13 protein-coding genes and 1 tRNA gene are annotated in these 13,883 nt (G+C 53.2%); 4 read left to right on the forward strand and 10 right to left on the reverse strand.

What is annotated here, in order from left to right; all coding sequences use genetic code 11:
- Positions 1 to 2: 2 nt before the first annotated feature.
- The 4 genes from ACT9TW_RS07040 to ACT9TW_RS07055 form a co-directional block, all read right to left on the reverse strand.
- Positions 3 to 569: a recombinase family protein gene (locus ACT9TW_RS07040; RefSeq protein ID WP_033144446.1), complete on the reverse strand. Its 567-nt coding sequence runs from the start codon at positions 567 to 569 to the stop codon at positions 3 to 5.
- Between the two features lie 678 nt (positions 570 to 1,247).
- Positions 1,248 to 2,180, reverse strand: coding sequence for a hypothetical protein (locus tag ACT9TW_RS07045; protein WP_446491975.1), 933 nt, complete (start codon positions 2,178 to 2,180; stop codon positions 1,248 to 1,250).
- A 44-nt stretch (positions 2,181 to 2,224) separates the two neighbouring features.
- Positions 2,225 to 3,880: a DUF6538 domain-containing protein gene (locus ACT9TW_RS07050; protein WP_033146625.1), complete on the reverse strand. Its 1,656-nt coding sequence runs from the start codon at positions 3,878 to 3,880 to the stop codon at positions 2,225 to 2,227.
- 129 nt (positions 3,881 to 4,009) lie between these two features.
- Positions 4,010 to 4,085, reverse strand: a tRNA-Phe gene (locus ACT9TW_RS07055).
- 169 nt (positions 4,086 to 4,254) lie between these two features.
- Between ACT9TW_RS07055 and ACT9TW_RS07060 the strand changes: the two genes are divergently transcribed.
- Together ACT9TW_RS07060 and ACT9TW_RS07065 are read left to right on the forward strand one after the other, a co-directional pair.
- Positions 4,255 to 5,100, forward strand: coding sequence for an AraC family transcriptional regulator (locus tag ACT9TW_RS07060; protein WP_395675441.1), 846 nt, complete (start codon positions 4,255 to 4,257; stop codon positions 5,098 to 5,100).
- A 36-nt stretch (positions 5,101 to 5,136) separates the two neighbouring features.
- Positions 5,137 to 5,727, forward strand: coding sequence for a LysE family translocator (locus tag ACT9TW_RS07065; protein WP_182063347.1), 591 nt, complete (start codon positions 5,137 to 5,139; stop codon positions 5,725 to 5,727).
- Here the strand turns inward: ACT9TW_RS07065 and ACT9TW_RS07070 are convergent.
- The 5 genes from ACT9TW_RS07070 to aspA all read right to left on the reverse strand — a co-directional run bounded on the left by ACT9TW_RS07070 (position 5,724) and on the right by aspA (position 11,314).
- Positions 5,724 to 6,299 (reverse strand): transcriptional regulator, encoded by a 576-nt coding sequence (locus ACT9TW_RS07070; protein WP_014068583.1) that lies wholly within the window; start codon positions 6,297 to 6,299, stop codon positions 5,724 to 5,726. The two genes, ACT9TW_RS07065 and ACT9TW_RS07070, sit on opposite strands and share 4 nt — an antisense overlap.
- A 49-nt stretch (positions 6,300 to 6,348) precedes the next feature.
- A complete protein-coding gene (locus tag ACT9TW_RS07075) occupies positions 6,349 to 8,046 on the reverse strand; it encodes a protein-disulfide reductase DsbD (protein WP_446491976.1) in 1,698 nt (565 codons plus the stop codon).
- Positions 8,022 to 8,345, reverse strand: coding sequence for a divalent cation tolerance protein CutA (cutA, locus tag ACT9TW_RS07080; protein WP_014068585.1), 324 nt, complete (start codon positions 8,343 to 8,345; stop codon positions 8,022 to 8,024). The genes ACT9TW_RS07075 and cutA overlap by 25 nt, the downstream gene beginning before the upstream one ends.
- A 113-nt stretch (positions 8,346 to 8,458) precedes the next feature.
- Positions 8,459 to 9,760: an anaerobic C4-dicarboxylate transporter gene (locus ACT9TW_RS07085; RefSeq protein WP_446491977.1), complete on the reverse strand. Its 1,302-nt coding sequence runs from the start codon at positions 9,758 to 9,760 to the stop codon at positions 8,459 to 8,461.
- 117 nt (positions 9,761 to 9,877) lie between these two features.
- Complete coding sequence (gene aspA / locus ACT9TW_RS07090) at positions 9,878 to 11,314, reverse strand: aspartate ammonia-lyase (protein WP_182063351.1); 1,437 nt, start codon at positions 11,312 to 11,314, stop codon at positions 9,878 to 9,880.
- Positions 11,315 to 11,648: 334 nt separating this feature from the next.
- Between aspA and ACT9TW_RS07095 the strand changes: the two genes are divergently transcribed.
- Complete coding sequence (locus ACT9TW_RS07095; protein ID WP_182063352.1) at positions 11,649 to 12,113, forward strand: FxsA family protein; 465 nt, start codon at positions 11,649 to 11,651, stop codon at positions 12,111 to 12,113.
- 37 nt (positions 12,114 to 12,150) lie between these two features.
- On the opposite strand, the gene yjeH is transcribed toward ACT9TW_RS07095, so the two are convergent.
- On the reverse strand, positions 12,151 to 13,389 hold the full coding sequence (gene yjeH, locus ACT9TW_RS07100; protein WP_395675437.1) for an L-methionine/branched-chain amino acid transporter: 1,239 nt from the start codon (positions 13,387 to 13,389) through the stop codon (positions 12,151 to 12,153).
- A gap of 178 nt (positions 13,390 to 13,567) precedes the next feature.
- Here yjeH and ACT9TW_RS07105 point away from each other — a divergent pair, with 178 nt between their 5' ends.
- Positions 13,568 to 13,861: a co-chaperone GroES gene (locus ACT9TW_RS07105; protein ID WP_003855929.1), complete on the forward strand. Its 294-nt coding sequence runs from the start codon at positions 13,568 to 13,570 to the stop codon at positions 13,859 to 13,861.
- Positions 13,862 to 13,883 lie beyond the last annotated feature (22 nt).

A 13,883-nucleotide genomic window follows, 5' to 3' on the forward strand; every position in this document is an offset into this window, starting at 1 on the left:
CCTTATTGTTTGTCTAAGAGGTCTGGACGCTCATCTCGGATAATTCGATAGATACTGGTGATACCGATTTTCAGCTGATGGGAAATCTCTGCTTTACTGGCACCATTTTCGACTAATTCTATGACTTCTTTAGCTTTGCTGCGAGCTGTTGGTTTACGGCCTTTATACTTGCCCTTGAGTTTTGCCAGTGCAATTCCCTCGGCCTGCCGCTCCAGCATCATTTCTCGCTCGAACGTGGCGATTGCACCAATCATGGTTAGCATTAGTTTTCCGGTCGGTGTTGCCGTATTGATGCCAATATTGAGGATATTTAACGCCACGCCTTTCCTCTGAAGGTATTCCGACACCTCCAGCAGATGGCGAGTATTGCGGGCGAGACGGTCCAGCTTTGTTACATGTACGGTGTCGCCTTCCCGGACCCACTCCAGCATTGCCTGAAGCTCTGGGCGGTCGTCTTTTGCTCCGCTGATTTTTTCCTGAAAAATTTTCTCACAGTCAGATAACGCTGCCAGTTGTGAATCAAGGTGTTGCCCAGATGTCGATACCCGGGCGTAGCCGATAGAAGCCATGTGAACTCCTTAGTCTGCCAATAGAACATGCTATTCTGCCAAAACGCAGAAACAACCCTGTGGCATAACCTGAGCGGGCATTCCTTCGTCATACTGGCGGAAATGTTTAGGGCATGGTTATTGGCAGGGGAACAATAAGTTAGGGTGAAGGGATTATGCCGTTTCTGCTGGTGGGAAACTTGATGATAATGCTTTCAGGATTGCAGCAAGAAAGGCAGCCAGTGCTGCCCGAGCGGCTTGCCATAGGATACGCTTCAGATTCATTCTACGGCCCTCCAGTATAGAGTGCAGGGCGAAATACAGAGTCTCTCATGAGGCTTCTGAGGACGTTTTACGGGGGTATGTTTCATTAAGGAACTCCTGTGTGGTTATAGACAACTTTCTTATACCTACGCAGGGAGATTTCATTGAGTTAAGGGCGATACCAGCTTTGATGATGGGTGGAAAGATTGCAGTTTTTTATGACATCTTTCAGTTCTTGATTTAGTTATTGCCTTAAGGAATATCTACCTATAATCTACCGAGGAGTAAGATGAATTTGAGTAGTAAATTTTAATAAAACTATAGAGTCCTATATAAGTGTGTGTTGGGGGCGGTTTCAAAGGTTACAACGTTTGAACAGCTCGAAAGCCCCGTCCTGTGAGGCTTTCTTTGTAACTTTTACTGTAATTTTTCTATCTAAATCCCGTATCCTCTGAGATGTGTCCGCTGGAAGTTGATATCACGCCGCTTTTCATAAGGAATACCAAGCCGTAGAAGCAATGTTCCCATTTCCCTGAGAGGCTGAGCAGGGCGTTTAAGCAGAAAAGCACATGCGTTCTGCCTTGCATCGTAGGCGTTTCGGGCTGAATCGCTATTTATTCGCATTCCCGGACCCGGACCACCAGTACAAGCTAATCGTAAACAGTGGACGTAGCCATCTTCCAGGCGGATAAGCTGGTTTAAGCGTCGGATACATTCTAACCAAATATCCTGTTCTTCATGCCTCACACGGATAAGCTTAGTTTCGGGATGATGTTTACGAAACCAGCAATCCCTCCGTTTATCGTGTTCCTTGTATCGCTTTAGCTTGTGGGCTGCTTCGTCAAATTCAACAATGCTGTGGCGTCTAACCGTCGAACCATCAGCGGCACTGAGCTTTTGTGTGATAAAGAAATCAACGCGATAGTTGCCGATTATCTTCTGCTTCTCGATTTCGTAGTAAGTCATAAAAGGTGAGCGCTTCTCTAGATAGCTCAGAGCATCACGTAACTGCTCACCAAACTGGCCTTCAAGTTTGCTCTCAAAAGCTGGAACAGAGAGCTTTAACTCGGCACGATGTTCTATCGCCTCAATTAGCGGCACATTTTCGCTGTTATGGATGCTGTAAGTAAGCAGGGCAAGGGCATCACCAGCGGAAAGCCAGCCGTTTTTGTCGGGAATTTCACCGTGGATTAACCCGGATGTGCAGCACGACAGTACATTTTCGGGAGCCTTAAGCAATTTGGCATGTGTCCGCTGTACCCATTGAGTAAATCTGGCTGCCTGAGGCGTCATTTTCCGCAAGAAAGCAACGGAAAGCTGGGGGGCCCCATCAACGATCCGCCAGTCTGAGTCAGGAATTCTTAACATTTTGATAATCTCCAGTAAGTTACTGTGCCTTATACCGCTGAAAATCAGTTTTCCAGTCGCTTTAGCTTCAGTCTGGGGATTTGTTCAATGGCACGACGCTGGGCCTCCACGGACTTCTCTCCGTAGCCGTGGCTGGCCTTCGCTCTGTCAGATGAGTTTTCGTTGTGCCCGAGGATGCTGTCCTGAATTTCTTCACGGATGTCCAGATCACGGAACAGGGTAACGAGAGAGTGGCGGAAGCTGTGGGTGGGCTTGATACCGTTCCTCGTCAGGCCGTGTTCACGAATGTAATTGCCCCACCAACGCCCATAGTTATAGGAATATGAGCCATTTACTTCCGATTTTTCGGCAAAGAGCTGGTAGGTGCAGGACTGAACGAAATCAAGGAAGCCCAGTTCGAGCAGGTGGCTGTGTATCGGGAACTGACGCGTATTACCCATCTTGATCGACTGGCCTTCACCCATCGTCAGCCTGAAGCAGGGGGTACCGTCCACTTCCACGATGTCACCTTTACGGAGCTGGGCGATTTCTTCAACGCGGGCACCACAGTAGTACAGGATTATCGGTATCCAGTACGCCATTGCCCCGTGCGGTGTATCTTCACCGTGGAAGACGGGCAGGGAGAAGATGCGGCGGATTTCATCGCGACTGTAAGAGCGGATGATTGCCGGGCCAGCGATGGCTTTGCGTTTCTTCAGTTTGCTGAGCGGGTTATCTGTGAGCTTGCCGTCTTCTACCGCGACGCGGAAGACCGACGATAACTCCTTCATGATATTCTCGACGCGGACTGGGCTGATTTTTTCACCTTCAGCTTCCACCTGTTTATGCAGGGGGAGCAATCGCACAGCCTTTGACGGGCGGGATGGCAGTTTTTCGAGCAGGTTACGGAAGTCAGCGAGATCAGTAACGGTGATGTCTTCGGCGGCCTTCAGACCGATAAACTCGATGAAGCGGTTTGCCGATGTCGTGTAGGCGATAATCCGTTTTTCCGCCCGCAGTGGCTCATGATGTTTGACGTGCTCTTTATAACGTTCAAAGAGGTCTGCGAAGGTGAGCGTCTTCGTTTTTTCAACGGGCAGTGAATCCAGCCCTCTGCTTTTGGCGTAGAGACGTGGACGGAGATTCAGTAGATAGACGTTGGTCAGATCGCTACGGCGTTCAGCAAGCCTCCAAGCCAGACGTTTCCTCCAGAGAGGGGTAAGGACTACGGGCGTGTATTCGAGCGCCTCATCCAGCTCTACGGCCATCAGTTTGCAGATGGATTCGTCACGTTCTGCCTGCCATGTTTCTGATTTGTACAGGGGCTTGCGTTCGCGGTCTTCCAGCCAGTCGTGAATGATGTCGTTTTCCGGCGAGTGGAACATTCCTGTTTTACCATTGAGAACATCTTCAACGACGTATCGCTCCCGGATTAGCTCGTCATTCTGCATGGTACTTGAAGCCCATACATCAGCGATCATCTCGATATCGGCATCAGTTAAGGACTCTTCCGCTTCAAGCTGCTTTTCTGCCAGCCTGAGCATCATGTCGATCTGAATGATTTTTGCGGGTGCACGTTCTCTGGCCTCCCTCACGTCTTTGGTATCAAGGGTGAACTTGATCTCACGTTTATTGAGGATGCCTTGCAGGTGTCTGGGGACGGCCTTACGGACGAGGTAAACGCCGAAACGGTTCTTTGTTGGTTGTATCATAATGCTCATTTTGTACCACCTTTTTGTACCACCGGGAAGCGGGGCCGGAGGAAAGTAAAAAGAGGTAACTACTGATAAACCAACAAGTTGTTGACTCAGAAAGCAAAAACCCCCGCCGAAGCGAGGGTTATAAATGAGTGGTGCCCGGACTCGGAATCGAACCAAGGACACGGGGATTTTCAATCCCCTGCTCTACCGACTGAGCTATCCGGGCAACGGGGCGCATTAAACCGCAATCACGCACACGCGTCAACACTATTTCGGGAAAAGCTGTTCAACTGCTTAACTTTGCGGCAATCTGTCGGTTTGCGCGGCGAAATTGCACAAATCTTCCAGACAGGTTTGGCGCAGTGTGACAATGCTGATGAGAAGAGGAGGGCAGTATGGCGAACGACTGGCTTGAGCTGCGTCAGCATTCAGACACGGGCATTGAAACGATTAAAGCGCACTTTGAAGGTCATGCGTTTGATCCGCACTGGCACGATAGCTACCTGGTTGGAATTACCCTTGCCGGTACTCAGCAGTTTCACTGCCGACGAGAGCGCCATCGTAGCCGTCCCGGCGATGCATTTTTACTGGAGCCAGGTGAGATCCACGACGGCGATGCGCCGGTAGAAGGCGGGTTTACCTATCTGACGTTTTATCTGGACGAACAGTGGCTGACGAACACGCTGCATGGGCTGTATGACACCGTACCTGGCAGCTATTCGCTGCACTTTGCTCAAACGCTGACGCGAGAGCCGCAGCTGGTGCGTTCGATTGGCGAGACGTTTACCGCGCTTCACAGCGATGAGATGAAAATTGTTCAACAGAGCACGATGGACGGTTTGCTGGCGCAAATTACCTCGCACTGCCACTGGCGTAAAAGATTGCCCTCGCAGCTACAGAGCGCGGCGGTGGCCCATCGTGCACGCGACTACCTGTACGCCCATATTGGCGATAACATCGGGCTGTCCGACCTTGCGCGTGAAACCGGGACGGACAGGTTTACCCTGACGCGCTGTTTTAAACGCGAATTTCACCTTGCCCCGCACGCCTGGCTTATCCAGCTGCGGCTGGCAAAAGCACGACAGTGTCTGGCGCGCGGAGAACAGCCAGTCGACGTTGCCGCGGCTCTGGGTTTCGCGGACCAAAGCCACCTGGGGCGCTGGTTCCAGCGGGCATACCGTATTTCGCCAGCCCATTACCGTCGGTTGTGCACAAACCTTCCAGACGTTTCCAGAAAATAGCGTCACATTCATGGCTCTTATAATAAGGAGCCACCTGTGAGTCTGATCCCCTTCCTGCTGTTTGCTTTTGTTGCCTCGATAACGCCGGGGCCAACCAATATTCTGGTGCTGACCAACAGCCAGCATTTTGGTGTGAAAAATACTGTGCCTGCCATTCTGGGCGGCTGTATTGCCGCGAGTGCCATTGTGTTGATTTCAGGGGCGGGCGCAGGGGAAGTGTTGCGTCAGTATCCGTTGATCCGTCAGGTAATGAGCTGGGCGGGTGTGCTGTGGTTAAGCTGGATGAGCTGGCAGTTGTTTAGCGCGCCCGCGGCGAATCTGTCGTCGAAAAGCCCTAACCGCTTTACCGCCCAGGCAGCGGCGCTGTTGCAGGTTGTTAACCCGAAAACCTGGATGATGGCGCTGGCGGTTGTCAGCCTGTTTTCCCCGGCAAGCGATAATGCACTGCGGGATATTGCTCTGATGGCGCTGTGGTTTTTGATTATCTCGATTGCGTGTCTGTTGTGCTGGGCATGGCTTGGCAAGGCGGTGAACAGAATTTTTCGCACCACCGTGGCGATGGTGCGTTTTCAGCGGCTGATGGCGGTGTGCCTGTTTGTTTCCGCCTGGGCCGGGATACTGGCTTAGGTTAACGCACCACCTGAGCGGCACTGCGCAAAACGCAGAATATCTTCTGCAAGACGGTGCGCTGTATCCACGTCGGCCTGGCTACGGTTCACCAGCATTCGGCTCAGACACCCTTCGAGTACCAGCTCCATCTGCCTGGCGACCATGGCAGGATCGTCCACTTCAAGCGTGGTGAGCAGCTCGTGGGTAAAGTCATGCGCCGCCCGTTTCTGCTGATTAGCCAGCTGGTGAATCGGATGCTCAGGGTCGGGGTAGAAGGTACAGGCCGCGATAAACAGGCAGCCAGGGTAACGGTTGTTGCTCACGCATTCGGTCAGTGCGGTATAGCGCGCCAGCAGTTTTTGCTCGGCCGTCAGCTCTTCATTTAGCATGAGTTGCCTGCGCCAGATGTCGACCTGCTGGCTCAGATAGCGCAGGGCGTCATAATGCAGCGCCTCTTTATCGGGCCAGAAACGCTTCAGTTCATCCAGAGGGTAATCGATACGGTCGGCTACCATCTCAAGCGTGGTGCTGGCTATCCCTTGAATCTCAAGCAATTGCAGGGCTTGTCCCAGTACGTCTTCGCGTTGCACGGTGTTCTCCTCCGTTTTTCCCAACGGTTTGTTCCGTCTAAAGTGTCGTTTACGGTTGGCGATCATGCAAATGCGCGCTAAATGCCGCGGCATCCATAAACCCGGTCACGCGTGCCGCGGGCTGCTCCTCGCCCTGTTTATTGAAAAACAGGATGGTGGGCAGGCCGAGCACGTTGAGCTGTTTCAGTAATGCCTTATCCTGCGCGTTGTTCGCCGTGACATTCGCCTGAAGCAGCACGGTCTCTTTCAGTGCGCTTTGCACCTGCGGATCGCTAAAGGTGTATTTCTCGAACTCTTTGCAGGCTACACACCAGTCGGCATACAGATCAAGCATAACGGGCCGGCCATTCGCCTGAGCCAGGGCCGTGTTCAGCTCGTCAACGTTCTTAATCTGCGTGAAGTTCAGGTGCGCCTGCGTTTGCGCGGCGGGCGCGCCAAACGCCCAGTCCTGCAATGGGCGTACGCTTATCAGTGCGGCGGCCAGCAACAGGATTTGCACCAGGCGCATCCACGGTTTTTTCGCGCCCAGGCTGGTAATAAATGCCCAGCCAAAGAACGCTACGCCCAGTATTGCCCACAGGCGTAAGCCCCAGATGTCACCGATGATGCGTTCCAGCAGGAACACCGGCAGCGCCAGGATCACGAACCCAAACGCTGTTTTCACGGTTTCCATCCACGGGCCGCTCTTCGGCAGCAGACGGTTGCCGAACACCGTCACCAGGATCAACGGTAAGCCCATGCCGAGTGCGTACAGGTAAAGCGTGCCGCCGCCCAGCCACATATTGCCGCTCTGTGCGATGTACAGCAGGATCGCGCTCAGCGGTGCCGTGGTGCACGGAGAACAAATCAGCCCGGCAATCGCCCCCATCGCAAACACGCCGCCTGCGGAGCCGCCCTGCTGACGGTTGCTCATCAGCGTTAAGCGGGTTTGCAGCGATGACGGCAGTTGCAGTGTAAACAGGCCAAACATCGACAGCGCCAGCAGGGTAAAGACAACCGCCAAGCCGATAAGCACATACGGATGTTGCAGCGCCGCCTGGAACTGGAGCCCGGCGGCGGCGACCACAAGGCCGAGCGCGGTGTAGGTGAGCGCCATCCCCTGCACGTAGATAAAGGCCAGCAGCAGCGCCCGGGCGGTGGACAGACGTTGTTTACCGCCCAGTACAATGCCGGAAATCAGCGGGTACATCGGCAGCACGCACGGTGTGAAGGCAATGCCGATGCCAATCAGCAAGGCCCAGAGTGCGGAGAACGGAAGCGCTGACCCCGGTTCACTCCCGACGCTCTTCCCGGAAGGTTGAGGGAGAGTGTCGGCGGCCATTTTAACTTCGCTCAGCGGCACGACTTTTGTTTCCGGCGGATAGCAGAAACCGGCGTCCGCACAGCCCTGATAAGTGACCGTCAGCGTGGTGCCTTTATCGGCCTGATTCACCGTCACCGGCACACTCAGGCGCTGGCGATAGATTTCACTTTTACCGTAGAACTCGTCTTCGTGCCACTCGCCTTTGGGTAACTGAAGCGGGCCAATGTTCGCCTGGGCAGGGGTAATGCTGACCTGCTTGCGATAGAGGTAATAACCGTCTTTAACCTGCCAGGTCAGATTCAGGTCATGCTGGTTTTGCTGGAAATCGAAGACGAACGCCTGATCGGCGGGAATAAAGTTAGAGCGGCCGGGTGCATCGAATAACCCGGCAAAAGCTGATGTGCTGCACAGCAGCAGGATCAGCGTAAGGAAGCGTTGAGCCATGAGAGATAATCGTTATCGCCGTGGACCACCGGGAGTACCAGCAGTTCCGGGGTTTGGTAAGGATGATGAGACTTGAGACAATCGAGGAGCGCCTGCTGATTCACCGTGTTGGTTTTCAGCAGCATTTGTACTTCGTACTCCTGTTCCAGTTTACCTTCCCAGTAATACAGGGAGGTGGCGCCGGGGAGGAGGGTGACGCAGGCTGCCAGTTTTTCTGCCAGCACTTTGGCGGCAAGATCCTGGGCAGAAGCTTCATCTGGAGCGGTACAAAGCACAACAACAGCGTCTGGTGTATTCACAGGTCGACCTCGTTATCGCGAAAAAAAACACTATACCATGCGAGGGCGCTGCTCATTAATGAATCGGGCCGCATAGCGACCCGATTTTAACTATTTTTACAACCATAATGGGTTTACAGCACGATGCCGCCGATGATAAAGCCGAGGATGACGCAAAGCGAAATCGCGACTACGCCCGGGATCAGGAACGCGTGGTTAAACACATATTTACCGATACGGGTGGAGCCGGTGTCGTCCATTTCAACCGCCGCCAGCAGGGTTGGGTAAGTCGGCAGTACGAACAGCGCAGACACCGCCGCAAAAGAGGCAATTGCCGTCAGCGGGGTTACGCCAAGCATCAGTGCCGCCGGCATCAGCGCTTTGGTAGTCGCCGCCTGGGAGTAAAGCAGCGTTGCAGCGAAGAACAGCACCACAGCCAGCAGCCACGGGTAGTTATGCAGCAGGTCACCGGCAACGGTCTGGATATCCGCGATATGCGCTTTCACGAAAGTATCACCAAGCCAGGCGACGCCCAGTACGCACACACAGGCGCTCATACCGGACTTAAAGGTGCTGGCGTTCAGCACTTCGCTAGTGTCGATTTTACAGGTGATGCTAATCAGTGCGGCGATGGTCAACATGAACACCACAATCGCTTCGTTACGTGGCAGAACTGGGTTTTGAATCAGCCCTACGGTATCGCTGATGGCGGTAGCGTAGAACATGACTGCCACAATGCCGATCAGGAACAGCAGCACAGAGCGTTTCGCGTGGGGTTTCAGCTCGAAGACCTGGCTGCCGCGCAGTTTCACTTCTCCTTTTGCCAGACGCTCCTGGTAGACCGGATCGTCTTTCAGGTCAGCACCGAGGAAGTTACACAGCACGGCGGTGATCATCACCGCAATCAGCGTGACCGGAATACAGATCCCCAGCAGTGTCAGGTAGCTCACGCCCATTGGCTCCAGGATGCCCGCAAAGAAGACCACGGCAGCGGAAATCGGTGAAGCGGTGATGGCAATCTGGGACGCCACCACGGCGATGGAGAGCGGACGAGACGGGCGAATGCCTTGCTCTTTCGCCACTTCAGTAATGACCGGCAGCGTGGAGAACGCCGTGTGGCCAGTCCCGGCGAGAATGGTCATAAACCATGTCACCAGTGGTGCAAGGAAGGTAATGTATTTTGGATGGCGGCGCAGCATACGCTCCGCCAGGCTCACCAGGTAGTCCATACCACCCGCCACCTGCATGGCAGCGATAGCGGCAATAACGGCCATGATGATTTCGATAACGTCAAAAGGGATTGCGCCGGGTTTGATCTGAAAGATAAGGGTAAGAACGAGCACCCCGAGACCACCGGCAAAACCGATGCCGATACCCCCGAGTCGTGCGCCCAAATAAATCGCCAACAAGACGATAACGAGTTCTGCTCCAAACATAAGTGCCTTCCTTGTTTATTAACAAGTTGATATTAAATTGTTGTGTAATTGGTAACGCTTAAAAAGAAAAAAGGCACGTCACAAGTGACGTGCCTTTCGCAAGCTTAGCCTGAACTGCTACTGTTCGCTTTCATCGGTATAACGTTTCGCTTTATACGCTGGGTGCATCAGGTTTTGCGCAGAGAAAATGTCGTCCAGCTCCGCTTCGGTCAACAGACCGCGCTCCAGCACAACTTCACGCACGCTCTTACCGGTTTCAGCACAAATCTTACCGACGATGTCGCCGTTATGGTGGCCGATGAACGGGTTGAGGTAGGTGACGATGCCGATGGAGTTATACACATAGCCTTCACACACTTCTTTATTCGCGGTGATACCGTTAATGCATTTTTCCAGCAGGTTGTAGCATGCGTTGGTCAGGATGTGGATGGATTCAAACATCGCTTGGCCAATCACCGGCTCCATCACGTTCAGCTGCAACTGACCCGCTTCAGAGGCCATGGTCACGGTGGTGTCGTTACCAATGACTTTGAAGCAGACCTGGTTCACCACTTCTGGCACCACCGGGTTGACTTTGGCTGGCATGATAGAGGAACCCGCCTGGAGTTCCGGCAGGTTGATTTCATTCAGGCCAGCGCGCGGGCCGGAAGAGAGCAGGCGCAGGTCGTTACAGATTTTGGACAGTTTCACTGCCAGACGTTTCAGCGCGCTGTGTACCATCACATATGCGCCGCAGTCGGAGGTGGCTTCAATCAGGTCTTCAGCCGGGACAACCGGCAGGTTAGATACTTCGGCCAGTTTCTGCACCGCCAGCTGCTGATAGCCGTCCGGGGTGTTCAGACGTGTACCGATGGCGGTTGCGCCCAGGTTCACTTCCAGCAGCAGTTCAGAGGTGCGCAGCAGGTTTTTGGTTTCTTCATTCAGCAGCACGTTAAACGCGTGGAATTCCTGACCGAGGGTCATTGGAACCGCGTCCTGCAACTGGGTACGCCCCATTTTCAGGATGTCCTGGAACTCAACGGCTTTACGCTGGAAGCCATCGCCCAACTGGTTGATAGCGTCGACCAGTTTCACCACGGAGGCATACACTGCGATGCGGAAACCGGTAGGGTAGGCATCGTTGGTGGACTGGCATTTATTCACGTGGTCGTTAGGGTTGAGGTACTGGTATTCACCTTTTTGATGACCCATCAGCTCCAGGGCGATGTTTGCCAGCACTTCGTTGGTATTCATGTTGACGGAGGTACCCGCGCCGCCCTGATAGACGTCAACCGGGAACTGATCCATGCATTTGCCGTTGTTCAGCACTTCATCGCACGCGGCGATAATCGCATTTGCAGCGCTTTTCGGAATGGTTTGCAGCTCTTTGTTTGCCAGCGCTGCGGCTTTCTTTACCATCACCATGCCACGCACAAACTCAGGGATGTCGCTGATTTTGCTGTTGCTGATGTAGAAGTTTTCAATCGCTCTCAGAGTGTGAACACCGTAGTAGGCATCCGCTGGAACTTCCCTGGTACCCAACAAATCTTCTTCGATACGAATGTTGTTTAACATGTGAACCTTCTTTTCAAGCTGCCGATGGATTGTACTAAACACACAGTATTTATGTGGTTTTGAATATTTTATGACCGACGATTATTCCCTCAATCGGCCACATGCTCGAGATCATATGCTGATAATAGCGAATTGCCGTAATCTGGATCACTTATTATCGACCCGATAACATGATAATTATTAATCTGTGAAATGAGTCACCGCTTTAATATTTCCAAAAAAAATATCCGTGCAAACTGATTGAATTTTGGCTAACCGCCTCCATCTGTTCTACACGCGAGTTGCGAACACATTCAGACAGAGGCCAGGCGCCTCTGCCACACAGGAGATGCCAGTGCGCTGGATACCGTTTATTGCTTTTTTTCTCTATGTTTACATTGAGATTTCGATTTTTATTCAGGTCGCCCATGTGCTTGGCGTCCTGCTGACGTTGATCCTGGTTATCTTCACGTCAGTAATTGGGATGTCGCTGGTGCGTAATCAGGGTTTCAAAAATTTCCTGTTAATGCAGCAGAAGATGGCCGCAGGTGAAAGCCCGGCCGCTGAGATGATCAAAAGCGTGTCGCTGATTATTGCGGGCTTGATGCTGATCCTGCCGGGTTTCTTTACCGACTTCCTGGGACTGTTGTTGCTGTTACCGCCGGTGCAAAAGCACCTGACCATGAAGTTAATGCCCCACCTGAGCTTCGGCCGAATGCCGGGCGGTGGTTTCAGTGCCGGACCTGGCAATACGTTTGATGGCGAATACCAGCGTAAAGACGAGCAGCACGACCGGTTAGATAATAAAGACGATCGTTGATTTCATGCCCGGTGGTTTAGCGCCACCGGGCGTTATTTTAGAGGGAACTTCGCGTCGGCAAAAACAGCCAAAGCCCCGCCAGCATCACAATGGCGTACAAACTCTTCCAGCCCACCATCGCCAGCAGCAGTAAACAGAGCACCCCACCGATGATGGCTAGTGCTTTAAAGCGGCCTTTCAGCAGCCGGCAACCCGCCAGCATACACAGCAGATAGATCATGATGAAAATGCCGTTGGCATAGACGATCAATGCATCAAGATTGATATTCAGCCAGTAAATACCCAGGGTACTCAGCACGCAGCAACCCAGTACCGTGTTCAGCGCATTCAGTGGAAGCTGGCGTTTTGACAGCTGCGCGAGGCGGCTTTCCGGCTTGTACAGCGCTTGCGACCACACCAGACGGGCGAAGCTCTGTATGTAAATATTGAGGCTAGCGAAGCAGGCGAGATAACCAATCACGCAGGCCACCCACAGGGCTTTGACGCCGAAAAGGGTCACCACAATGCCTGGCAGCGACGCCGCTGCGGCTTTATCTTCGCCAAAGGCATTAAAGTGCAGTACCAGCACGGTACAGGCCCAGTAGACCGTGCCTGCCAGCAGCAGGCCAATCATCAGCGCGCGCGGGAAATCGCGCTCGGGTTGTTTAAATTCCGATGCCAGATGCGCGAACGCCTCAAGACCCACAAAACACCAGAACATCACCGAAAGCGCTGCGAAAAGCTGTGAATGGTCGACATCGCTCACCGCCGGGAAGGGGATTTCCGCCACGGTGATGTTGCCTGCCCACCAGATAGCGGCAATCAGGGCGACAATAAGCACTGCGACCAGCGTTTGCAGATTGGCGCTGGAGCTGGCCCCACGCGAACCGACCCACCAGACAATCGCCAGCGTTCCCAGCTCGGCAAACAGCAGTTGTTCGTCATGCCAGCCAAACAGCGCCTGCCCGAAGCCCGTTGCGATATGCAGTGCGGCAGGTAGCCCAACAGGAATAACCGAAAGGAAAAGCCAGCCAGTCACGCGCTCCAGGCGCGGGCCAAAGGCCATACCGACAAAGTGAGCGACACCGCCTGCGCTGGGAAAGTGCCGCCCGAGTACAGCAAAGACAATCGCTACCGGAAAAACCAGCACAATCAATACCGGCCACGCCCACAGGCTGTTATTCCCGGCGACCAGCGCCGCGAGCGCGGGAACAGCGAAAACCCCCGTGCCTAACAAGGAAGTTGAGAGTAAGCCCACGCCCTGCGCGAGTCCCAACTCCTGTTTCAGTCCACTCATTTACATCGTCCTGCCACCATCCAAAGAGAGGCGATGGTAACACTTTCGCAAATTTTTTTTCGACTACCCCTTGAAGGGGTAAAAAGCTATCCCCATCTCTCAGGGCACTAGCCGGAAAACCTTGTACGGACCGGCGTCATCCATAACTGATAATGACTTTCTCAAAGGAGAGCTATCAATGAGTATTCGTCCGTTACATGATCGTGTGATCGTCAAACGTAAAGAAGTTGAAACCAAATCTGCTGGCGGCATCGTTCTGACCGGTTCCGCAGCGGCAAAATCAACGCGTGGCGAAATCATCGCTGTCGGTAAGGGCCGCATCCTGGAAAACGGAACTGTGCAGCCACTGGACGTTAAAGTTGGTGACATCGTAATTTTCAACGATGGCTACGGCGTGAAATCCGAGAAGATCGACAATGAAGAAGTGTTGATCATGTCCGAAAGCGACATTCTGGCAATTGTTGAAGCGTAATTACGCACGAGAATTTGAGGAA

The sequence above is a fragment of the Enterobacter sp. C4G1 genome (genome assembly GCF_052886895.1).

Bases quoted from the DNA above. Each gene is read 5' to 3' on its own strand.
- ACT9TW_RS07050 (WP_033146625.1), bottom strand. From the start codon at position 3,880: ATGAGCATTATGATACAACCAACAAAGAACCGTTTCGGCGTTTACCTC.
- ACT9TW_RS07060 (WP_395675441.1), top strand. From the start codon at position 4,255: ATGGCGAACGACTGGCTTGAGCTGCGTCAGCATTCAGACACGGGCATT.
- ACT9TW_RS07075 (WP_446491976.1), bottom strand. From the start codon at position 8,046: ATGGCTCAACGCTTCCTTACGCTGATCCTGCTGCTGTGCAGCACATCA.
- ACT9TW_RS07105 (WP_003855929.1), top strand. From the start codon at position 13,568: ATGAGTATTCGTCCGTTACATGATCGTGTGATCGTCAAACGTAAAGAA.
- yjeH (WP_395675437.1), bottom strand. From the start codon at position 13,389: ATGAGTGGACTGAAACAGGAGTTGGGACTCGCGCAGGGCGTGGGCTTA.
- ACT9TW_RS07040 (WP_033144446.1), bottom strand. From the start codon at position 569: ATGGCTTCTATCGGCTACGCCCGGGTATCGACATCTGGGCAACACCTT.
- ACT9TW_RS07045 (WP_446491975.1), bottom strand. From the start codon at position 2,180: ATGTTAAGAATTCCTGACTCAGACTGGCGGATCGTTGATGGGGCCCCC.
- aspA (WP_182063351.1), bottom strand. From the start codon at position 11,314: ATGTTAAACAACATTCGTATCGAAGAAGATTTGTTGGGTACCAGGGAA.
- ACT9TW_RS07085 (WP_446491977.1), bottom strand. From the start codon at position 9,760: ATGTTTGGAGCAGAACTCGTTATCGTCTTGTTGGCGATTTATTTGGGC.